General features: G+C 62.8%; 21 protein-coding genes. 1 reads left to right on the top strand and 20 read right to left on the bottom strand.

What is annotated here, in order from left to right; genetic code table 11:
• Window positions 1-16: 16 nt before the first annotated feature.
• Both tsf and rpsB read right to left on the bottom strand, forming a co-directional pair.
• The gene (gene tsf / locus JTF07_RS00795; RefSeq protein ID WP_204232460.1) at window positions 17-844 is read right to left on the bottom strand and encodes a translation elongation factor Ts; all 828 of its coding nucleotides are present in this window, start codon (window positions 842-844) and stop codon (window positions 17-19) included.
• A 34-nt stretch (window positions 845-878) separates the two neighbouring features.
• Window positions 879-1,823 (bottom strand): 30S ribosomal protein S2, encoded by a 945-nt coding sequence (gene rpsB, locus JTF07_RS00800; protein ID WP_204232461.1) that lies wholly within the window; start codon window positions 1,821-1,823, stop codon window positions 879-881.
• Between the two features lie 653 nt (window positions 1,824-2,476).
• Between rpsB and JTF07_RS00805 the strand changes: the two genes are divergently transcribed.
• Window positions 2,477-3,427 (top strand): D-alanyl-D-alanine carboxypeptidase family protein, encoded by a 951-nt coding sequence (locus JTF07_RS00805; protein WP_252199210.1) that lies wholly within the window; start codon window positions 2,477-2,479, stop codon window positions 3,425-3,427.
• 19 nt (window positions 3,428-3,446) lie between these two features.
• Here JTF07_RS00805 and JTF07_RS00810 read toward each other — a convergent pair whose 3' ends face one another.
• The 18 genes from JTF07_RS00810 to smc all read right to left on the bottom strand — a co-directional run bounded on the left by JTF07_RS00810 (window position 3,447) and on the right by smc (window position 22,064).
• On the bottom strand, window positions 3,447-4,406 hold the full coding sequence (locus JTF07_RS00810; RefSeq protein WP_353843839.1) for a tyrosine recombinase XerC: 960 nt from the start codon (window positions 4,404-4,406) through the stop codon (window positions 3,447-3,449).
• A gap of 140 nt (window positions 4,407-4,546) precedes the next feature.
• Window positions 4,547-5,794 carry a DNA-processing protein DprA gene (dprA, locus tag JTF07_RS00815; RefSeq protein ID WP_204232463.1) on the bottom strand — a complete coding sequence of 416 codons (1,248 nt, stop codon included), beginning with the start codon at window positions 5,792-5,794 and terminating at the stop codon, window positions 4,547-4,549.
• On the bottom strand, window positions 5,791-7,341 hold the full coding sequence (locus JTF07_RS00820) for a YifB family Mg chelatase-like AAA ATPase (RefSeq protein WP_204232464.1): 1,551 nt from the start codon (window positions 7,339-7,341) through the stop codon (window positions 5,791-5,793). The genes dprA and JTF07_RS00820 overlap by 4 nt, the downstream gene beginning before the upstream one ends.
• Entirely contained in the window at window positions 7,338-7,736 is a 399-nt protein-coding gene (locus JTF07_RS00825) for a YraN family protein (protein ID WP_204232465.1), read from the bottom strand. The genes JTF07_RS00820 and JTF07_RS00825 overlap by 4 nt, the downstream gene beginning before the upstream one ends.
• A 158-nt stretch (window positions 7,737-7,894) precedes the next feature.
• Window positions 7,895-8,212: a DUF2469 domain-containing protein gene (locus JTF07_RS00830; RefSeq protein ID WP_143922497.1), complete on the bottom strand. Its 318-nt coding sequence runs from the start codon at window positions 8,210-8,212 to the stop codon at window positions 7,895-7,897.
• A complete protein-coding gene (gene rnhB / locus JTF07_RS00835) occupies window positions 8,209-8,940 on the bottom strand; it encodes a ribonuclease HII (protein WP_204232466.1) in 732 nt (243 codons plus the stop codon). The genes JTF07_RS00830 and rnhB overlap by 4 nt, the downstream gene beginning before the upstream one ends.
• On the bottom strand, window positions 8,940-9,644 hold the full coding sequence (lepB, locus tag JTF07_RS00840; RefSeq protein ID WP_204232467.1) for a signal peptidase I: 705 nt from the start codon (window positions 9,642-9,644) through the stop codon (window positions 8,940-8,942). Before lepB (JTF07_RS00840) ends, rnhB begins: the two co-directional genes overlap by 1 nt.
• A gap of 93 nt (window positions 9,645-9,737) precedes the next feature.
• Window positions 9,738-10,361 (bottom strand): signal peptidase I, encoded by a 624-nt coding sequence (gene lepB / locus JTF07_RS00845; protein WP_204232468.1) that lies wholly within the window; start codon window positions 10,359-10,361, stop codon window positions 9,738-9,740.
• Window positions 10,362-10,394: 33 nt separating this feature from the next.
• Entirely contained in the window at window positions 10,395-10,736 is a 342-nt protein-coding gene (rplS, locus tag JTF07_RS00850; RefSeq protein ID WP_143922493.1) for a 50S ribosomal protein L19, read from the bottom strand.
• Between the two features lie 175 nt (window positions 10,737-10,911).
• On the bottom strand, window positions 10,912-11,739 hold the full coding sequence (trmD, locus tag JTF07_RS00855) for a tRNA (guanosine(37)-N1)-methyltransferase TrmD (RefSeq protein ID WP_204232469.1): 828 nt from the start codon (window positions 11,737-11,739) through the stop codon (window positions 10,912-10,914).
• Window positions 11,740-11,747: 8 nt separating this feature from the next.
• Window positions 11,748-12,248: a ribosome maturation factor RimM gene (gene rimM, locus JTF07_RS00860; RefSeq protein WP_204232470.1), complete on the bottom strand. Its 501-nt coding sequence runs from the start codon at window positions 12,246-12,248 to the stop codon at window positions 11,748-11,750.
• 243 nt (window positions 12,249-12,491) lie between these two features.
• On the bottom strand, window positions 12,492-12,722 hold the full coding sequence (locus JTF07_RS00865) for an RNA-binding protein (protein WP_009885102.1): 231 nt from the start codon (window positions 12,720-12,722) through the stop codon (window positions 12,492-12,494).
• Between the two features lies 1 nt (window position 12,723).
• A complete protein-coding gene (gene rpsP / locus JTF07_RS00870) occupies window positions 12,724-13,152 on the bottom strand; it encodes a 30S ribosomal protein S16 (protein WP_143922490.1) in 429 nt (142 codons plus the stop codon).
• A gap of 157 nt (window positions 13,153-13,309) precedes the next feature.
• Complete coding sequence (gene ffh / locus JTF07_RS00875; protein ID WP_204232471.1) at window positions 13,310-14,929, bottom strand: signal recognition particle protein; 1,620 nt, start codon at window positions 14,927-14,929, stop codon at window positions 13,310-13,312.
• 256 nt (window positions 14,930-15,185) lie between these two features.
• The gene (locus tag JTF07_RS00880; RefSeq protein WP_204232472.1) at window positions 15,186-16,406 is read right to left on the bottom strand and encodes an ammonium transporter; all 1,221 of its coding nucleotides are present in this window, start codon (window positions 16,404-16,406) and stop codon (window positions 15,186-15,188) included.
• A 131-nt stretch (window positions 16,407-16,537) separates the two neighbouring features.
• A complete protein-coding gene (gene ftsY / locus JTF07_RS00885) occupies window positions 16,538-17,680 on the bottom strand; it encodes a signal recognition particle-docking protein FtsY (RefSeq protein WP_204232473.1) in 1,143 nt (380 codons plus the stop codon).
• A 180-nt stretch (window positions 17,681-17,860) separates the two neighbouring features.
• Window positions 17,861-18,262, bottom strand: a complete 402-nt coding sequence (locus JTF07_RS00890; RefSeq protein WP_009885107.1) for a hypothetical protein — start codon at window positions 18,260-18,262, stop codon at window positions 17,861-17,863.
• 199 nt (window positions 18,263-18,461) lie between these two features.
• Window positions 18,462-22,064, bottom strand: a complete 3,603-nt coding sequence (gene smc / locus JTF07_RS00895) for a chromosome segregation protein SMC (RefSeq protein ID WP_204232474.1) — start codon at window positions 22,062-22,064, stop codon at window positions 18,462-18,464.
• Between the last annotated feature and the right edge of the window lie 84 nt (window positions 22,065-22,148).

A 22,148-nucleotide genomic window follows, 5' to 3' on the forward strand; every position in this document is an offset into this window, starting at 1 on the left:
AACGGTCAATGGTGCTTCAGGCTCCGACGCGGAAACGCAGGAATCCGGTGGCCTTGACGCCGGCAGCTTCGAGGACCTTGCTCACGGACTGCTTGGGATCCTTGGCGAATCCCTGGTCGAGCAGGCAGTTCTCTTTGAAGAAGCCGTTGACGCGGCCTTCGATGATCTTGGGCAGAGCCTGCTCAGGCTTGCCTTCGTTCTTCGCGGTGTCCTCAGCGATGCGACGTTCGTTCTCCACGAGGTCGGCGGGGACATCGTCACGGGAGAAGTACTTCGGGCTCATCGCTGCGATGTGCACGGCGACATCGTGTGCGACAGATGCGTCGTCACCTTCGTATGCCAGCAGGACGCCCACCTGAGGGGGCAGATCCTTGTTCGTGCGGTGCAGGTAGGACTCGACGTTTGCGCCTTCGAGTCGTCCGACGCGACGAAGGGCAACCTTCTCGCCCAGAGTCGCACCGCTTTCGGTGATGAACTCCGAGACGGGCTTGCCGTCCTTCGTGGACTCGAGAAAAGCCTCGGCCGAATCAGCGTTTTCAGCAACTGCCAGGGCCAGAACTTCCTCGGCGAGTGCAACGAAGGGATCGGACTTCGCAACGAAGTCGGTCTCCGAGTTGAGCTCGATCATCGTTCCGACGCCGCCGTCGATCTGTGTAGCCACGAGACCGTCGGAGGTGGAGCGACCTTCACGCTTGGTAGCGCCCTTGAGGCCCTTCACACGGAGGAACTCAATGGCCTTCGACTGATCGCCGTCAGCTTCGTCAAGAGCCTTCTTGACATCCATCATTCCGGCGCCGGTCTTCTCGCGCAATGCCTTGATGTCAGCGGCAGTGTAGTTTGCCATTCTTTCTCCTAAAAGTTGGTGGAGTTAAAGGAAATCAGGACTCTGTCGACTCGGTGGAGTCCGCTGCAGCTTCTGCGGCGGGCTCTTCCGTTGCTTCGGCAGCAGGTGCAGAGGCTTCTTCAGCAGCAGGCTCCTCAGCAGCGGCGTCTGCGGCCGGAGCGGCAGCGTCGGCAGCTGGGGCAGCGGCTTCCTCGGAGGCTGGAGCGTTGCCCTCGAGCAGTTCACGTTCCCACTCAGGCATCGGTTCGACGGCGGAGACGTTCTTCTCTCCGCTGTCGTCGTCTGAGGAGTGGCGGGCGATGAGGCCCTCTGCCACTGCGTCGGCGATCACGCGGGTCAGCAGGGACACCGAGCGGATGGCGTCGTCGTTGCCCGGGATCGGGTAGTTGACGTCGTCAGGGTCGCAGTTGGTGTCGAGGATCGCGATGACCGGGATGCCCAGCTTGCGTGCTTCGTCGACAGCAAGGTGTTCCTTCTTGGTGTCAACGATCCAGACAGCCGAAGGGGTCCGCTGCATATCGCGGATACCGCCGAGAGTCTTCTCCAGTTTGTCCTTCTCACGACGGAGAATGAGCAGTTCCTTCTTGGTGTGCGAAGAACCTGCAACGTCATCGAAGTCGATCTCTTCGAGTTCCTTCAGGCGGCGCAGGCGCAGCGAGATGGTCTGGAAGTTGGTGAGCATACCGCCGAGCCACCGCTGGTTGACGTAGGGCTGTCCCACGCGCTTGGCCTGTTCGGCGATCGATTCCTGTGCCTGCTTCTTGGTGCCGACGAAGAGGATCGACCCACCGTGGGTCACGGTTTCCTTGACGAATTCGAATGCAGAGTCGATGTAGCCCAACGACTTCTGCAGGTCGATGATGTAGATGCCGTTGCGCTCGGTGAAGATGAAACGCTTCATCTTCGGGTTCCAACGACGGGTCTGGTGTCCAAAGTGAACGCCGCTGTCGAGCAGCTGGCGGATGGTGACGACGGCCATGCCGACGCCCTCCTTTCTCTCGCGCCCGAAGGCGCTTTTACGTCAGTGTTATCCGCCGGCTTTGAGCCGTCGGCAACAGTGACCTTTTCGGTTGATTCCTAGTATTCGGTTCATCCGCCCCACAAATTCGCCCTCGCGGACTATTTGCACCATGGGATGGAGAAGAAATCGAATACGCGTAGTCAGAAGACACGCTTCTGCTGAGGCCATCCTATCCCTGTTGCCCAAGGCTTTTCCAATCGATCCGGCACCTGAGGAATGGGCTGCATCACACCCTGCGCGGCATTTGGCCCGCCCGGCGGAGGAGAAATCTTTCGACTCGTGTCCACGCAGGTGTGGAAATCTTGGGTCCACCTTGGTACATCTGCACTGATGATAGCTCGCTGGTTCAGGGTCAGCACCTCCGCACCTGTCTGAGCAAAGGTTTCGCTTGGTCACTCTTTCGTTGTCTTCTGTGGATAGTCCCGACACTTGTGGTCGTTTCACCTGTGCACGTCAGAGGGTCGTCCACAGGCCCTGTCCGAGCGCCTGACATCTCGACGCGACCGAGCTTCCATGGGTTCATGGACTTCTTCGTCGATTCTCCTCACACCGTCCGTTCCACGTCGGATCGAGCACGGCCGGCATCGTCGCGGCTGCGTCTCATTGCGGCAATGACTCTGATGGTCCTGGCCCTCACCTTCGCCGAGGTGGGTGCACCGGTCCGGACGGCAGCTGCCGAACCAGCGTCCGACGTTCGACCGACGTGGGTCTCGCCCGTCCCTGCGATGGAGATCACCGAGGCTTTCGATCCACCTTCAGAGGCATGGTTGAAGGGACACCGTGGCATCGATGTGCTCACAGTCAGGGGTGAACCGGTGCGTGCGCCAGCTGCAGGCACCGTTCGCTTCCGAGGCACTGTGGCTGGCACCGCGATCACGAGCATCGAGACGGACTCCGGATACGTCATCTCCTTCCAGCCGGCTGAGTCGACGCTGGAGATGGGTGAGGCATTTCCCGCCGGCGCGGAGATAGCAGCAGTTGCCGAAGGCGGTCACTGCGACGAATCCTGCCTGCACATCGGCGTCTGGAAGTCCGCAGGTGTGAAGAAGTACATCGACCCAGCAGGCTTCTTCGGGCAGGAGGCGTCGATCCTGCTGCCGCTGTCACGCAAACCGGCAGAGGAACACACCGGGGATTCCACGACTTCAGGTGCAGGTGCCTGGGGTGGACATCGCAATGGTCGAATCCCCGCCGCTGCAATGTGTGTGGTGAAGTCGGCACCCGGACAGATGCTGCGCTGTGATGCCCAAGCGGCGTTCGACCGGATGTCCCACGCCTATGAAGCCAGATTCTCGACTCCGATCTCCGTGACGGATGCCTACCGTGACTATGACACCCAGGTCATCCTGAAGAGGCGCAAAGGTCGGATGGCGGCGACTCCCGGAACCTCGAATCACGGTTGGGCACTGGCCGTCGACCTCGGAGGCGGAATCAACTCGTTCGGCACCGCCGAGCACCAGTGGATGCGTGCCAACGCACCCAAGTTCGGATGGATCCATCCCGGATGGGCCCGCCAGACCGGTTCGCTGCCTGAGCCGTGGCACTGGGAATTCCGACAATGAAGTCCCCCAGCGAGTGAACTCAGGCCCGGGGGTGTGCCTGCCGATAGGTCTCCTGCAATCGCTGCATCGAGACATGGGTGTAGATCTGTGTGCTGCTCATCGTCGAGTGCCCCAGCAGCTCCTGGATCTGTCGCAGGTCTGCTCCCCCGTCGAGCATGTGCGTAGCCGCCGAGTGCCGCAGCCCGTGCGGGCCGATATCGGGTGCGCTGGGATCATCGGAGCCGTACCGATGAACGAGTTCCCTGACCTGTCTGGCTCCGATTCGTCCGCCTCTCACGCCCAGGAAGAGCGCATCACCGCTGGCGTTCGAGACCAAGGTCTCCCGCAGTGTCAGCCATTGCTGCAATGCCGATTGGGCGGGTGCGCCGAAGGGAACGCGTCGTTCCTTGTTCCCCTTGCCCAGGACAGTGATCATCGAGCGCTGATGGTCAACGTCGTTGCGGTTCAGCCCGGTCAGCTCAGATACGCGCACTGCCGTGGCATAGAGCATCTCCAGGATGGCTGCGTCCCTGGCCCACTTGGCTGCGTCAATGGGATCGCTGCTGTCCGCCTCCGTGTGAGCGGTACGCCCCCGGGACACCAGATCGGCAGCCTGCTGAGGCTTGAGGACGGTGGGAAGACGAGAGTCCTTCTTGGGAGTCCGCAGCCGCGCCGCCGGATTGTTCGTCAGTCCCTTGTGGTTCACGCAGTAGGCGAAAAAGGACTTCACAGCCGCGATCTTCCGGGCCACGGTCGACTTCGCCGCTCCGGCATCGTCGAGGGTGATCAGCCACGAACGCAGATCGTTGAGATCGATGTCGCCAACACTGGGCTCGGAGGTGCCCGCTCGGGTGCGGGCTGCCGCCGAGTGGGATGCATGGTCGAAGAAGTCTGTGACATCTGAGACGTAGGCCCGCGAGGTGTGGGTGGAGACGTCGCGTGATCTCAGGTGGTCGGCATAGCCGGACACCACCTCGGAGATGGTCATCGGTTGGGTCACAGCCCCAGGTTACGCGATCGCTCGGGCCACGCGGTGGACCTTCACTCAGCGGCGGGCTCCTCATCGAGGACTCAGCGCTGTCGGCTTCGACCTCTTATCGCTGTCTGCTGAGAAAAGTCATTTCTGTCTGTTTGGAAGAGTCATTTCTGTCTGCGCAGTTTGACCCAGCCGGAATCGCGGCGAGCGCTCAGGCCAGCAAGTTCAAGGAGGGCGAGCGCGGAGAGCGTGTTCGGCACTGTCAGTCCGGCCCGAGCCGCCACCGTTCCGACATCCAGCGCCTTGGTCGCCGAGAGCACATTGAGGCAGATCTTCTCTCGTTCGGCGAGGTCATCGATCGGATCTGCCGGCGACTGGCTTGGCCCCTCGGAACGGAGACGCGGGCCTTCGGTTGGAAGGCTGCCGTCGTTGAACAGCATCGGCTGGGCACCTTCGATGAGTTCGATGACGTCTTCGCAGCTGGTCACCAACTCCGCTTCATGGTGTCGGATGAGTCTGTGGGTGCCCGTCGATGACGCCGAATACACGGATCCAGGGAATGCCGCGACTTCACGTGAAAGCTCGAGTGCGTGTCGGGCGGTGTTGAGTGCTCCGCTGCGCCAACCGGCCTCGACGATGATGGTGACTTGGGACGAGGCGGCGATCAGACGGTTGCGGAGCAGGAAGCGGTGGCGCATCGGAGTCATCCCGGGCGCGGTTTCGGACACGATCGCGCCACACTCAAGTACTTGGTTGAACAGTTCGGTGTTGGCAGCTGGATAGAAGCGGTCGACTCCCCCAGCCATGAAGGCAATCGTGGTGCCGTCGCGGGCGATGGCTGCCCGATGGGCGGCCGCATCGATCCCGAATGCTCCGCCGGAGACGATGGTCAGGCCCCTCGCCGCCAGATCCCAGGCCAGGTCTGAGGCACATTTGGTGCCGTAGTTGCTGGCCGCTCGTGCTCCGACGATAGCCGCTGCCCGTTGCAGCACCGCGTCCAGTCGCGCCTTACCCCTGACCCACAGTCCCAGTGGTGCCGCCGGTCCGAGGTCTCTCAGAGCAGGTGGCCATTCGTCGTCGCTGGGGATGACGAGTCGCCCACCCAGTCTCTGCACTGCCTCGAGGTCACGTTGTCCCTGCGCATCCGCGCCTCGCACCGCCCACCGGTCGAAGGCCTCTCCGAGCTGTCCGCTGCCCGCGACCGCGTTCACGATCGGCGTCAGGCTGTCGGCGGCCTCGACTGCTGATGATTTTCCTGCTGCCACTGCCCGGATCAGTTCGAGCACTGCAATCGGACCGACCTCGTCAACGAGCCCTGTGAGCAGTCCGTCGCCGGGTTCGCCTATCCTCAGCAGAGCGGCCACAGCCGCTCGGATGTCTCCACTCTCGTCGTTCATTCTGTCGTCGTTCATGAGTCCTGTGTCCTCAGAGCCAGCGCCGCCGTGATCTTGTCAGGTGTCGGCACCATGGCCCCTTCTAGGTCGGCCAAGGTCGTTGCCACCCTGAGCACTCGGTCGTATCCGCGCATGGTGATCCTTCCTGTCTCGAGTGCGCGGTCCAGGTCGCGCAGACTGTTCGGACTCAGGGAGAAATGCTCACGCAGCCAGGCCCCGGGTGCGTTCGAGTTCAGCGACCACTCACAGTCGACGTATCGATCAGCTTGTCGCTGCCGGGCGAGTCTGACCCTTGCGGCGACGGCAACGCTGTCCTCCTGTACCCCACCGAGGCGGATGTCGGCCGGTGAGACTGGAAACAGTTCGAGTTGCAGGTCAACGCGATCCAGCAGAGGACCGGAGAGTCTGTTGCGGTAACGGCGCTTGTCCATCGGAGTGCATCGGCACGTGGAGTCGGCTCCGCGCATTCCAGCTCCACAGGGGCAGGGGTTCGCCGCCATCACCAACTGGAACGATGCTGGAAGCACCATGGAGCCCCAGGCACGATGGATGTGGACCTGTCGAGCCTCCATCGGCTGACGCAGTGCTTCGAGTACATCCCGTGAGAACTCGGGCGCCTCGTCCATGAAGAGGACGCCGCGGTGGGCCCTGCTGAGAATTCCTATCGACCCGGGTCTGCGCCCACCGATGAGCGCCGAGGCGGTGCTGCGGTGGTGGGGCGCTTCGAAAGGAGGCCGATGGTCGAGCCCCTCGCCGCTGTGCAGCTCTCCTCGCAGCGAGCGCACCGCCGCCACTTCGACCGCCTGCGGGTCGTCCAACGGTGGAAGGATCCCCGGCAGACACTGGGCCAGCAGCGTCTTCCCGGCTCCCGGTGTGCCTCGCATCAGCAGATTGTGCCCACCGGCCGCCGCGACCTCGAGCCCGAATCGTGCCTCAGCCTGCCCTTGGACTTCGGAGAGGTCGTGGCGTTCGGAGATTTCCGGGTCGGCAGTGTCGGCGCCAAGGACTGGTGGGAGCATCGGGACGTTGAGATCTCCGCCGTAGATGTTGATCAGTTCGGCCAGCGAGGCGATGGCTCGGACCCTGGCTCCCCCGAGCAGTGCTGATTCCTGACTGTTGCCCACGGGCACGACGAATCGTTCGAAGCCGGCCTGCAGGCCGCTGTGCAGGCTCGGCAGCACACCGTTGACGGGGCGGATGCGCCCGTCAAGGCCCAGTTCACCGCAATGGATGATCGATTCTGTGTCGGCTTCGTCGATGATGCCTTGCGCTTTGAGTACGGCCACGGCGATTCCCAGGTCGAATCCGGTGCCGATCTTCGGCACCGTGCCTGGAGTGAGGTTGATCGTCAGATGCTGTGTGGCCACGGGGATGCCCAGATAGGCGAGTGCGGCGCGAAGTCGTTTCCGGGATTCGCTCACGGAAGCGTCGGGCAGACCGACGATGTCGATACCCGGCAGGCCGGCGCTGACGCAGGCTTCGATGGACACGATCTTCCCCGCCAGCCCCCAGAGAGCGACGGCGGAGGCGCGCCCGATCACGTTGAGCTGCGCTTCTTCGCTCACGAGTCGACCTGCAGGTCACGGCGATGAGAGTAGTCGGGCTCGGGTTCCATGACGATGCCGAGGGCATCGATGCGGATGGCGGCGAAGAAGTCGCGCTGCCCGCGCAGCCAGATCGCCGACAGCATTCTGATCCGATTGAGCTTCGCCCTGGTCACGGCCTCGAGGGGAGATCCGAGGGCGAGCGTTCTGCGGGTCTTCACCTCGACGAAGACGATGGTCTCACCGTCTCGGGCGATGATGTCGATCTCTCCCCGTGGGCATCTGAAGTTGCGTTCGATGATGACCATGCCCTGTTGTTGCAGGAACTCTGCTGCCAGGTCCTCCCCTGTCTGTCCCAGAGCGCGCTGACGCATTCCCGGTGTCGTTGTGCTACGTCTGCCAGATGTTGGTCCCATGAGTGACAGATCACCACCGGCGATGCAGACGTGACAAGAGCAGACGATCGGCCTGTGGACGGCGCTACGTCGTCCACAGGCCGATCACGTGCAAGTCACGGTCCAGCCCACAGGCCGGCGCGTGCGAGTGCCTCTCCTGAATCGGCTGCTGGCCGCCGTCAGCTCCTGATCGACGTCGGTGGTTCCAGATCGCTCTTGGCGATCTCCTCGATGTTGACGTCTTTGAAGGTCAGCACGTGCACTGTCTTGATGAAGCGCGCCGACCGGTAGCTGTCCCACACCCAGGCGTCTCGCAGCGTCAGTTCGAAGTAGACGTCGCCGGCGTCGTTGTGGGCCTTGAGATCAACGTGGTTGGCCAAGTAGAAGCGACGTTCGGTCTCGACAACGTAGGCGAAGAGTCCTACGACATCTCGATACTCCTTGTAGAGCTGAAGCTCCAGTTGCGCTTCGTAATCGTCCAGATCATCAGTGCTCATGACGATCCCTCCTTCGCATCGTGCGCCGTTAGCAGGCGGAAGCTTCTCCGGTGGTGAATGCTGGGGCCGAAGTCGGCGATGCCCCGACGGTGTCTCATGGTTCCGTACCCGACATTCGACTCCCAACCATACTGGGGATGAGCCTCGGCGAGTGCGATCATCGCCTCATCTCGGTGCACTTTTGCCACAATACTTGCCGCGGCGATGACGGGAACGCTGCCGTCACCTTTGATCACGGTCCGCACTTGAGGCAGCTCCAGGTCTGCTGCGGGCCCGAATATCCCCAGGCAGTCGAGCGTAAGTGGAGCTGAAAGCCAGTCGTGTTTGCCGTCGAGGAGCACCATAGTCGAGGGCGGAAGAACCGCTGAGCCGAGCAGAGGCATCAGCATGTCAGAGAGTGCTCGACGACCGGCCAGGTTCAGTGCCATCGTCATTCCGAGCTCGTCGAGTTCGCTCGGCGTCGTCGACCCTACTGCCGTGGCTCGCGCCCACCCGTTGACGCGATCGGTCGCGGTCTGACGGGACAACGCGCTCAGCTGCTTCGAATCATGGATGCCTGCTGGCACCTCGGCGTCGGTGAGCTCTCTGAGGTCGAAGAGGGCCACACCCACACTGACCGGCCCTGCCAGTGCTCCACGACCGACCTCGTCGATGCCGATGACGAACTCGTAGCCTTCTGCGAGCAGGGCGCGCTCACAGCTGAGGTCGTGCAATCCGATCTGTGCCATCAGCTGCCGGTGATTCCTTCAGAGTCGGGGACATCGGCGAAGACTGACTCAGGCGTGGACATCCAACTGAAATGTTTGAAGGGCCAGTTGATGAGGAAGACGGTGCCCACCACGTTGTCCTCGGACACATAGGGCTGTGTGTCGACGTGGTACCGGGAGTCTGCGGAGTTGCTGCGATTGTCACCCATCACCCAATAGTGACCCTCTGGGACGGTGACTTTGAAGTCCACCTCCGAGGGGGCGGTGCCGTCGTCGAGGTATGTCTCATCGATGGGTTCACCGTTGACGAGGATGCGTCCCTGCGCATCGCAGCATTCGACGGTGTCCCCGCCGACGCCGATGACGCGTTTGATCAGCTGCTGGCCCCCGTCAGCGGGAGCCAGTCCGACGAACTCGAGGAGAGGGTTGGGCTCATACTCCGAGATCTCTTCAGGACTGAGCCAATGGTCTGGGTCGTCGAAGACGATGATGTCGCCGCGGTTGGCCGGCCCGAAATTCGGCGCCAGCTGATTGACAAGGACCCTGTCATCGATCTGCAGGGTCTCCATCATCGATCCCGAAGGGATGTAGAACGAGCGGACGACCCAGGTCTTGAGTGCGGTGGAGATGAGGATGGCGACGAGAATGATCGCTGCGGTCTCGAGCAGGCCACGGAGGAATCTCTTCGAGGCTGACGGTGGAGAAGCTTCTGATTCGGTTGACATTCGTTCGCTTTCGCATCGGACCACAGGTTCCGCATTGGGACTGAAATGAGCGTACCAGCACCCCGCCGCACCATCGTTCAGGCGGCGGTCATCTCAGTCGACCGAGGAACCATGCCCGATCACGGGCCCGATGACACGGTCGAGCGGAATGAATCCGCCTCCTGGCTTGCCCATGAGTGCGCGCGAGTCTGCGGACTTGTTCCGGTTGTCCCCCAGCACCCACATGGTGTCGGCGGGAATCTCGATCGAGAATTCGGTGGATGAGGCCGGGTGCGGCGCATAGCCCTCTTCCAGGGGTTCGTCGTTGAGCAGGAGCCGTCCCTGGGCATCGCAGCATTGGAGCGTGTCACCGCCGACCGCGATGACGCGTTTGACGTAGTAGACGTCTCGGTTCCCGAGCCCCACCCATGACCCCACCTTCTGCAGCGGGGTCGGCAGAGCATCGTCGACGAAGGAGCCACGGCCGTCGAAAACGACGATGTCTCCGCGTTGGATGTCTGAACTCAGCGCATCGGGACGCCACACGGTGATGTCATCGCCGACGTCGAGAGTCGGCTCCATCGATTCGCTGGGGATCGTGAACCGTTGGATGACGAAGCCACGAATCGATCCGCCGATGACGATGATGAGAATCGCGATGACAGCCACGATCTTCCAGAGGCGGCCCGAATAAAGAAGACGCGACCCGAAGGTCGCGTCTTCTCGGTTATTCGGCACCGCGTGATCACTCCCCACAGTGCCAGGCAATAATCAGGCCTTTTCGCGGATGCGTGCAGCCTTGCCGCGCAGTTCGCGCAGGTAGTACAGCTTGGCGCGACGAACGTCACCGCGGGCGAGGACTTCGAGCTTCTCGACGATGGGCGAGTGCACTGGGAATGTGCGCTCGACTCCGACGCCGAAGCTGATCTTACGAGCGGTGAAGGTCTCGCGGATTCCGTCGCCCTGGCGACGGATGACGATTCCCTTGAACACCTGGATACGCGAACGCGATCCTTCGATCACGCGCACGTGAACGTTGAGGGTGTCGCCTGGGCGGAACTCAGGAACGTCAGACTTCAACGAGGCTGCATCAACAACATCAAGCTTCTGCATTGTGTTTCTCCATGTGTCCCCAGCTTCAGGTCGAGGACACGCATATCGGACCGGTTGAACCGGTGATTGGATCGTCTGTCGGGATCACTCCCCGAAATTCTCCGATGCTGACACCTGAGAACGGTCTTGGGCATCCATCCCCCTGAAGCAGGTGAATGCCAACAAACGCGACGACCTATTCTTTCACGGAATCGTCCCCGGACTCAAACCGTTGCAGAACGGCGCGATCATGCTTGTCGAGACCGTTGAGTCCGGCCAGCAGATCCGGCCTGACCTCGGCTGTGCGTTCGAGTCTGCGGTCTCTGCGCCACCGTGCGATCGCGCCGTGGTTTCCGCTGAGCAGGATCTCGGGCACGTCCCGGTCTCTCCAACTGGCGGGCTTCGTGTAGATCGGGTATTCGAGGAGTCCGTCCTCATGGCTTTCCTCTGTCAGCGACTCGGGGTTGCCGATGACTCCGGGGATGAGGCGGCTGACTGCCTCGATCATCACCATTGAGGCGACCTCTCCCCCGTTGAGCACATAGTCTCCGATGCTCATGGGGCGAAGATCGTAATGTTCGCCCGACCAGTCGATGACTCGCTGGTCGATCCCCTCATAACGTCCGCACGCGAACACGAGGTGATCGGCAACGGAGAGTTCCTCTGCGATGCGCTGGTTGAACACTGGGCCGGCCGGGCTGGGCACGATGAGGATCGGCCTGCCCGCTGCGGCAGGGTCTTCGTCACCGGTATCTGCACCGACCGTCTGCTCGACGCTGGTTGTCCCCGGAGATTCCCTGCCGAGGATGTGCTCGAGTGCCAGCGCCCACGGCTCGGCCTTCATCACCATTCCGGCACCCCCACCGTACGGTGAGTCATCGACGGTGTTGTGCCGGTCGAAGGTGAAGTCACGCAGGTCGTGAACGCTCAGGTCGAGCACCCCCTGATCCACGGCCTTGCCGATGAGGGAGAGCTGAAGCCCGGCGAGATACTCCGGGAAGATGGAGACGACGTCGATCTTCATGGCTGGACTCACGAGGCGTCGAAGAGACCAGCCGGAGGCGTGACTCTGACCCATCCGCCTTCAACGTCGACCTCGGGGACGATCTCAGTGACGAAGGGAATGAGCGCCCGGTGTCCGTCGATGTGCTTCATGTGGAGCAGATCCTGTGCGGTGCCGTTGGTGACGTCGACGATCTCCCCGACCTGAGTCTCACCCTCGAGTACGCGAAGTCCGATGAGGTCTTCGAGGTACCAGGCGTCATCCTCGGCCTCGTCCTCGACCTGATCGCTGAGGATGAGGGTGTTGCGGATCTCCTCTGCCCGATTCCGATCGGGGACTTCATCGAAACTCAGCAGCAGACGGTCCCGGTGCCACCTCGCCGACGTCAGAGTCAGCTCACCGATATCGGGATCGGTGGAGTAGGTCTGACCGGGGACGAATCGCTCATCCGGTCGGTCGGTGCGCACCTCGACGGTGAATTCGCCTTTGATGCCGTGCGGTTTGCCCAACCGGGCGATCACCGTGTCCATACTGCTCCTCGTGTTCATGAAAGCGCTCGTTCATGAAAGCGCTCAGATTCGTGCGTGTGAAGATGCGTGACCGCAACGATGCCGCTACGCAGTCACTTCCAGCACACAGTTTAGTCCGCTGGCTTTGTCATATCTGCGCCGCATCCGGATTGCAGCGAGCATCGTCGCCGACAGAAGTGCGGTGAATACAGGAAAGGGGGACGCGGCGATGACACGCCGCGTCCCCCTTTCCCGATGAAGGTGTTACGCCTCGATGAGGTCCACTCGCACCGACTCGCGGCCGGCAAGAGAGTTGATCACGGTACGCAGAGCCTTTGCGGTTCTCCCCGCGCGACCGATGACACGGCCGAGGTCTTCCGGGTGAACCCGGACCTCGAGCGTGGTCCCGCGCTGTGACGAGCGGGATCGAACAGCAACATCGTCGGGATGATCGACGATGCCGCGGACCAGGTGTTCGAGCGAATCAGCCAACATGTCAGGCTTCAGCGCTCTCTTCGGAAGCAGCAGGTGCTGCTTCTTCAGCAGGTGCTTCCGCAGCCTTGTCCGAACCCTTAGGAGTGATAGCCTCCTTGATCACCGATCCGGCAGTGGGAGCCACGTAGGCTTCCTTCTCCGGCTGTGGCTTCACAGTGTTCACTGCTTCGCCGACGCCGGTGTGCTTCTGCCAGTCTCCGGTGAGCTTGAGCAGGGTGCGAACCTGATCGGTCGGCTGAGCGCCGACGGAGAGCCAGTGCTGAGCACGCTCCGAATCGATCTCAATGACCGAAGGGTTACGTGTCGGGTGGTAGATGCCGATCTGTTCGATGGCCTTGCCATCGCGACGTGTGCGCGAATCGGCCACGACGACGCGGTAGTGCGGTGCACGGATTTTGCCCATGCGGGTCAAGCGAATTTTGACTGCCACTTTAGTGGTGTCTCCTTTTGTGTTTTTGTTGCACAGAGGTTCCAGAAGAATCGTGGGGTTGACCTGTTGGAGTCTGTGACCTGGACTATCACCTCAACGTGGAAGAGAGGGCCCACGTCGGAAGCAAAAGTACAAGACCCAATTGTGCCAGAAAGCCCTATGACTTTCCACCTGGGAACATCCCGCCGAAGCCCTTCGGCAGATTCTTCATATCGAACTCTTCGTCACCGTCGAGATCGACGCCGCCGAAGGCCGAGCCGACCGGATCCTTCGTCTTTCCGGACTTCTTGTCCTCAAGCGCCTGAGCCTGCTGGGCACGCTTGGCGGGGTTGCCCGACTGGCCGCCCTTGCGACCCTTCTTCTTCCCCACAGCCTTCTTCTTGCGATTCGCTCCGCCGGCGGGCATTCCGCCCATTCCAGGCATTCCACCCATCCCCGGCATCCCGCCGCCTCCGCCCATTCCGGGCATACCGCCGCCGCGAGTCATCCCGCGCATCATCTTCTGCGCTTGAGTGAATCGTTCCATCAGCTGATTGACCGCGTTCACTGTGGTGCCGGCACCCTTGGCGATGCGCGAGCGGCGTGATCCGTTGAGGATCTTCGGGTTGGTGCGCTCTGCCGGAGTCATCGACCGAACGATGGCTTCGACGCGATCGACTTCGCGTTCGTCGAAGTTCTCGAGCTGATCTTTGTACTGACTCATGCCGGGCATCATGCCCAGCATCTTCTTCATCGAGCCCATCTTCTTCAGGCCCGACATCTGCGTCAGGAAGTCATTGAGGTCGAAGTCTTCACCGGCTTCGACCTTCTTCTGGAGCTTCGCAGTCTCCTTCTCATCGAAGTTCTTCTCGGCCTGCTCGATCAGGGTCATGATGTCGCCCATATCGAGGATCCGGTCAGCCATCCGATCGGGATGGAACTGTTCGAACTCCTTCATCGACTCACCGGTCGACGCGAACATGATCGGCTTACCGGTCACCTCGGCGACGGACAGCGCGGCACCGCCGCGTGAGTCACCATCGAGCTTCGAGAGCACGACACCGGTGAAGTCGACGCCTTCGAGGAAGGCCTCGGCGGTCTTCACCGCGTCCTGACCGATCATCGCGTCGATGACGAACAGAACCTCATCCGGGTTGACTGCCGAGCGGATGTCAGCGGCCTGCTGCATGAGCTCCTCGTCGATGCCGAGACGACCGGCAGTGTCGACGATGACGACATCGTGGAGCTTCGACTTAGCGACTTCAATGGAGTCGGTGGCCACCTGCACCGGGTCGCCTGTGCCGTTGCCGGGCTCGGGTGCGTAGACGAAGGCGCCTGCACGCTCGCCGACGATCTCGAGCTGGTTGACCGCGTTCGGCCGCTGCAGATCGGCGGCGACGAGCATCGGACGGTGGCCTTCGGACTTCAGCCAATAGGCGAGCTTGCCGGCCAGGGTGGTCTTACCCGCACCCTGCAGACCAGCGAGCATGATGACCGTGGGCGGGCGCTTCGCGTAGTTCAGTCGACGAGTCTCCCCACCGAGGATGCCGACCAGTTCATCGTTGACGACCTTGACGACCTGCTGGCCAGGATTCAGCGCACCCGAGACCTCTTCGGACAGCGCCCGCTCGCGAATGCGTCCGGTGAATGCACGAACGACGGGCAGGGCGACGTCAGCGTCCAGAAGGGCGCGACGGATCTCGCGGATGGTGCCATCCACATCGGCTTCGGACAGCCGGCCCTTGCCGCGCAGGTTCTTGAACGTCGCGGTGAGCCTGTCGGAGAGAGAATTAAACACGTACAAGCCTTCTTCACGATAATTGGTCGACTCCCTAGCCTAACAACTCACCGGTGTCCGACTGAAACCGAGAAAGCTGGGAAAGCGCCCACAACCCCCTCATCCCGGAACCTGTCGATGGGCCGTGAATGACCGATCGCCTCGGCGGGGTGGCTGCTTCCACCCCACCGAGGCGATCGGTGAGTACGCTCACGCACTCCCCCTCACCGAGGCGGCCGGTGAGACCGACCGGCCCCCTGGCGGGAGATTTCGGGGTTCAGCGGAACGAGTAGGCCTGCTCCGCGTGTTCGAAGGCATCGATGCCCGACAGCTCGTCTCTGGGGTCGATGCGCAGCCCCATGGTCTTCCGCAGGACGAGAGCAATCACCAGGGTCACGCCTCCGGCGTAGATCAGGGCCACGATCGTGGCCACGATCTGCGATACGAGGAGACCGAGTCCTCCACCGTAGAAGAGGCCGGCGGCCGAGTCTGCGCTCGGGACCGCGAAGAGTCCGATCATCACCGTGCCGATGACACCGGCGACGAGGTGGACGCCGACGACGTCGAGAGCATCGTCGTAGCGGAGGCGGTTCTTCGCCTCCACAGCGAGCACAGCTCCTGCGCCTGCCGCGATTCCGATGATGATCGCCGCGTACGGTTCGACGTTCGCACAGGCGGGGGTGATGGCCACGAGACCGGCGATCGCGCCGGAGACGCTGCCGATGCTGCTGGGGCGAGTCGCCCGTATCCGCTCGATTGCGATCCAGGTGATCATTCCGGCGGCAGGGGCGGCGAGGGTGTTGACCCAGATCAGTCCGGCCTGCTCGATCGTCGAGGCGGCTCCACCGTTGAATCCGAACCAGCCGAACCACAGCAGCGCGGCGCCGAGAACGGTGATCGGAATGTTGTGGGGTTTGTGCGGTGTCGAATACCGGGCCCGGCGGCCCATGACGACGACGAGCACGAGGGCGGAGATTCCCGCGTTGATATGCACGACCGTTCCACCGGCGAAGTCGATCGCGGGCCCGAAGGCGCTGCCGATCACACCCGATTCGCTGAGCAGTCCGTCGCCCCAGACCATGAAGGCCAGAGGGCAGTACACCAAGGCGACCCACAGTCCGGCGAAGACCAGCCAGGTGGAGAACTTCGCTCGATCAGCGACGGCACCGGCGATGAGTGCGATCGCAATCATCGCGAAGGTCGAGCCGTAGCCGATGGAGATGAGGGCTTCAGGTTCGTTGGCGACTGCGTCGGCGAGGCCGATCTGGGACAGCGGATTGCCGAAGATCCCCAGCACGGAGTCCCCGGAGCTCAGTCCGTATCCGAAGAGGACCCAGACGAGCCCACCCATCGCCATTGCCGAGAACACCATCATCATCATGTTGATGCTCGAGGTGATTCGGGTCATGCCGCCGTAGAAGAAGGCCACACCGGGGGTCATGAGCAGGACCAGACCGGCCGCGACCATCATCCAAACATTCACTGCGTCGAGTTCCATGTCGTCTCTTTCACGTCTCTGTCGGCTCCGTTTAGAACCGAACAGTGACAGTGTCCATGACGGATGTCACACCAGTGAGTCGACCATGTTTCCAGCATGTGACACAGGTGCTCTCACGCTGGAGAATACGCTCAGTCGAGCAGTGCGTCGACGAACCCTTCGGCAGTGAACGGCGCCAGATCGTCGGCACCCTCACCGAGGCCGATGAGCTTGACCGGAACCCCGAGCTCACGCTGGACGGCCACGACGATTCCGCCTTTGGCGGTGCCGTCGAGTTTGGTCAGCACGATGCCGGTGATGTTGACTGCCTCGGCGAAGACCTTGGCCTGCTGCATTCCGTTCTGCCCCGTCGTGGCGTCGAGGACGAGGAGCACCTCGTCGATCTCGTGTCCCTCGCCCAGAGGGCGTGTGGCCACACGCTTGACCTTGCCGAGTTCGTCCATCAGGCCGATCTTGTTCTGCAGGCGTCCGGCCGTATCGATGAGCACGACGTCGGTGCCGTCTTCCTTGCCGCGTTCGACGGCGGAGTAGGCTACGGAGGCGGGGTCGGCGCCCTCCTCGCCGCGGACGGTCTGCACGCCGACGCGACCGCCCCAGGTGGACAGCTGCTCGGCGGCCGCGGCACGGAACGTATCGGCAGCACCCAGCAGCACGCTCTGCTCTTCAGCGACGAGCACACGGGCGATCTTGCCCACGGTCGTCGTCTTGCCGGCACCGTTGACTCCGACGACGAGCATCACGGCTGGGTCGCCGTCGGTACCCGCGGTGGCAAGTTCACGATCCATGGAGGGATCGACGAGTTTGATGAGTTCTTCCCGCAGCAGTCCCCTGACCTCTTCCGGCTCACGGGTGCCGAGGACCTTGACGCGTTCGCGCAGTCTGTCGACGAGTTCGGTGGTCGGATCGACTCCGACATCGGCAAGGATGAGAGTGTCTTCGATCTCTTCCCAGGTCGATTCGTCGAGGTTGTCGCGCGAGAGCAGGCTGAGCAGACCGCGGCCCAGTCCGGAGTTGGACTTCGCGAGGCGTTCGCGCAGGCGAACGAGCCGGTTGCCAGGTTCGGTGGGAACCTCGGATCCGCGTGTGGCAGCCTTCTCCTTGGCGACCGCTTCGGAGATGTCGTCGATCTTGAGTTCGCCGGTGACATCGGCGTCGATGCTGCGCTCATCGCGCAGACCCTTCTTCTTGGCGTTGACGCGCAGGGTGAAGCCCAGCCCGACGACCAGAATGAAGACGATGGCTGCGACGATGAGCAATATGATCGGCTGATCCATTGACGTACGTCCTCCTTTGATTACCTTCCCTGGCCCCACGTTCTCGCGCGGTGGCCGCCGGTCAAGGGTGCTGTGCCGGTCATGGTGCGCACATCGGCGCGAAGCCGTTGTGCGTTCCGGTGGCCCGCACCCCAGCGCCCCGCTGTCTCGGGGCGCGTGTGATGATGTCGTGTGGTTCGGTCAGGAACCTCGGCTGCCGAAGAGCAGTCCGGCCGTGGTTCTCCACCCTGTGCCGGATTCTGGGATCTTCCAATGACGGGTGCGCGGCCTCACCGTCAGCAGTGAGGGTGCGGCGTGCCGGCGCGGTTGGGGCCGCAGGACATAGGAATGGTCGCGGATCGCGGTGACCGCAGCCTGTTCCCGAGTCGCCAGGTGAGAGGTGCCGTCGTCATGACCGAAGAATTCGTGGACCTCGTCGTCGTACCCGGTCCATTGTCCCGGAAGTCGGAACCGCTGCACATCGGATGAGTACTTCAGGCGACCTTCAGCTCTCAGTCCCGGCAGTGCGACGAGGAGCACGACGATGAGTGCCAGCGCGAATGATACGGCGAGTCCGACAATGACGACGAGTACTGCATTCATGCTCGCGAGTCACCTCGTGATTCAGCCGACTCGGCCATGGACGTCCCGCTCCTCAAGCTTTTCGACAATGCTTCCCTGCGCTCAAGTCTATCGTCCAAATCCACGACATTCGTGTTCGAGGGCCGTGAGCCTGTTGGAGAATTCCCTGGGACTCCCCTGGACATCTCTGCCGAATCGGCCTCCCGCGAACGGCTGCCGCTCATGGGATCCGCTGCGAGATGACCTTCGACACGCCATCTCCGTGCATCGTCACCCCGTAGAGCGCATCGGCGATCTCCATCGTTCGCTTCTGGTGGGTGATGACGATGAGCTGAGACGAATCCTGCAGCTCTTCGAACACGGTCAGCAGGCGGGACAGGTTGAGATCGTCGAGTGCAGCCTCGACCTCGTCCATGACGTAGAACGGGCTGGGCCGGGCCTTGAAGATCGCCACCAGCATGGCCACGGCGACCAGTGACCGCTCACCGCCGGAGAGCAGGGACAGTCGCTTGACCTTCTTGCCCGCGGGCCGGGCGTGGACGTCGACGCCGGTGGTCAGCATGTCGTTGGGGTCGGTCAGGCTCAGGGATCCCTCACCGCCGGGGAACAGGCGGGAGAAGATGTCTTCGAACTCCCGCGCGGTGTCCGCATAGGCCTCGGCGAATACTCGTTCGACGTGCCGATCGACCTCGTCGACGAGCTTCATCAGGTCCTTCCTCGAGGACTCGATGTCGGTGATCTGCTTTTCGAGGAACTGGTGCCTCTCCTTGAGCGCCTCGTACTCCTCGAGCGCCAGGGGGTTGACCGTTCCGATGCGCTTGAGGGCTGCGGTCGCCTGCTTGTGTCGCTTCTCGACCTCGGACCGCACGTAGGGACGCTCCTCCTCGCCTTCGTCGAAGGCAGGGACCGGAATATGAGGACCATAGAGCTCGACCAGCCGTTCGAGGCCGAGTCCGGTCTCCTCTCCCGCCCGGTTCTCGATCTCTTCGAGTTTGAGTCGGAATCGTTCCTTGGCGAGTTCAGCTTCGGCCGCAGCGTCCTTGAGTCGCTGCAGTTCTGTTCGCGTGGTGCCCAGTTCCTCACCGAGGCGGCCCTTCTCCTCTCGCAGCTGCCCGCGCTCTTCGACGAGGACCTGGATCTGGGAGCCGAGTTCGGACACCGTCGTCTCTGCGGCTGACGTCGTGTTCTGTGCAATCTCGACGATGAGCAGCGCCGAGGCGGCCGATCTGTTCTTACGTGCGATGGTCCGCTGGGTCTGCTCGCGTGCGGTCTCCTCTGCCGTGGCCTGGCGAAGCAGGGAGTCGACCCTGTCGGAGAGGAATCGTGCCCGGTCCGTGGCCGCCTTGTGGCTGATTCGGGTCTCGATGACGTCTTCGGAGGATTGGGACACCTTCTGGCTCAGTTCATCCCGTTCAGTGGTGTCGACGACCTCTTCGACGTCATCTGCCCCGGCGAGCGCGGATTCGGCGGTGCGGGCCTCGCGTTCGGCAGTCTCCAGGCGTGTCGCGAGCTCCGCTTCGTTGTCCTTGGCCCGCTGCAGGCGAGTCTGGGCCGTAGTGATGTCACCCGCGATCCGGGAGACCTCCTCCCCGGCAGCCATGATCGCCGCGTCCGAGGAGTGCAGTTTCTCAAGAGCTGCGGAAGCTGCTGTCTTCGCCTCGGCCAGCTTGGCCTCGACGCGCGCGATGTCCGCATCGATTCGGGTCCGAGTCTGCTGCAGTTCGGTGATGGACGAGCGCGTCTCCTCGAGCGCGGTCTGTGAGGCCAGGCGGGTGCCCGAAGCGGTGCGAGCCCGGCTGACCCGGGTTGCGGTGAGGATCTCACCGCCGCGGGTGACCACCGTGAGTTCGGGGCGCGAATCGATGATGGACAGCGCGCTGGCGGCATCGTCAACGCACACGACCGTCTCCAGCGCGGAGTTGAGCAGTTCGGTCAGTTCGGGCACGTCGCTGCTGACCACATCGCTGAGCCACCGGACCGACGGTGCGCCGTCGCCGGTCCCGCTGAGTTCGGGCAGCGTGGACGCAGAACTCGTGCTGCTCGCCTGGTTCGCGCCCTTGCCGGCCCTTGCACCGGCGCCTGCTGCAGCACCCGCCCTGGCCGTCGCCCCTGCCGGGATCGTGAGGTGGACATTGGTGTCCTCGCCGAGGTGGTCGAGCACTGTCAGTGCCACCTGACCGGAGTCGACGAGCACACCGGAGACCGTGTTCGACAGGGCTGCCGCCACCGCCATCTCGAACCCGTTGGTCACGGACAGGCGTTCGGTTACGGCCGAGCCGACTCCCGGCAGATCCGCGTTCACGATGTCCTCGAGGTCGGCCTCCAAGGCTGTGCCGAGTGACAGCGCCTCTGCTCGGGCCTCTGCCGAAGCCAGTTCCGATGCGGTCTTCGCCTTCTGCGCCCGGAGTCCCTCGAGGTCGGTCTCCAGCGTGGTCTGGGCCTCCTTGGCGGATTCGTACTCCGTGTCGAGTTCGCTCTCGCCTGCTTCGACCCCTTCGACGGCCGCCTCAGCGGTGCTCAGTTCCTCACGGCGTTCGGTGATGCGTCTCGACGCGGTGTCGATCTCGGCCCGATTGGATTCGATCCGAGCCGTGAGGTCGCTGATGCGTTCACGCGCCTGGGAGCTCTTCGACTGCAGTGCCGACCTGTTCTTGATCGCCTCGGTGATGGCCAGCTGTGTGGCCTTGACCTCGTCTTCGGCCTTCTTCAGGGCCAGTGCGAGCTCTTCTTTGCGCATCTGACTGCGATCCAATGCCGCCGCTGATTCCTCGACCGCCTCCTCCGCGGTGCGAAGCTCCTCCTTGTGGTGCTCGGCTTGGGACCTCAGCTCTTCCGGCGACTTCGTCTCCCGACGGCCCAGGCTCGCGACCTCGGAAAGCAGGTGCGAGCGTTTGTCCTCGGCACGCTGGGCAATTCCTCTGGCACGCACGATCTGGGTCTGTGTCCGTGATTCGGCGGTGCGCAGGTCCTCGAGCTCGGCGTCAAGAGTGCCCAGACGTGCCTCGATCTCCTGCAGACGCTGCTCAGTGCGGGATCGGCGATGCTCGAGATCGCCGATGCGGTCGCTGCCGTCTTCGCCGTCAGCGCTCGAGGTGGAGGCCAAGGAAGCCTGCAGCCGCACGGTGTCATCGGCCAGCAGCCGTGCAGCGGAATCGCGCAGGGTGGCTTGGACGGTGGCGGCCTTCTGCGCGGCCTCGGCCTGGCGTCCCAGCGGCCCCAGCTGCCGGTTGAGTTCGGTCCGCAGATCGGAGAGGCGATCAAGGTTCGTCTGCAGGCCGGTGAGCTTGCGCACGGCCTTGTCCTTGCGTCTGCGGTGCTTGAGGACGCCGGCGGCCTCTTCGATGAAGCTGCGACGTTCGATCGGGTCAGCGTGCAGAATCGCGTCGAGACGCCCTTGCCCCACGATGACATGCATCTCTTTGCCCAGTCCCGAGTCGTTGAGCAGCTCCTGGATGTCAAGGAGTCGTGCCGGTGTCCCGTTGACGGCGTATTCGCTTCCCCCAGTGCGGAAGAGTGTGCGGGAGATCGTGACTTCGGTGTAGTCGACGGGAATGGCTCCGTCGGTGTTGTCGATGGTCAGGGCCACCTCGGCGCGGCCCAATGCCTGACGCTTCGAGGTTCCGGCGAAGATCACGTCGTCCATCTTGCCGCCGCGCAGATTCTTCGCCCCCTGTTCGCCCATCACCCAGGACAGAGCGTCGACGACGTTGGACTTGCCGGATCCGTTGGGGCCGACAACGCAGGTGATGCCCGGCTCGAATCTGAGAGTCGTGGCCGAGGCAAAGGACTTGAATCCTCGCAGGGTCAGGCTTTTGAGATGCATTGTCCTCCCAGCATATCCCGAAGGAGTTCCGACAATTCTCGAATCTTTTGATAGAGTGTCTCCTCGTGCGCCGAATTCGGTGCC

The sequence above is a fragment of the Brevibacterium sp. RIT 803 genome (genome assembly GCF_016892625.1).
In the GTDB taxonomy this organism is placed as follows: Bacteria; Actinomycetota; Actinomycetes; order Actinomycetales; family Brevibacteriaceae; genus Brevibacterium.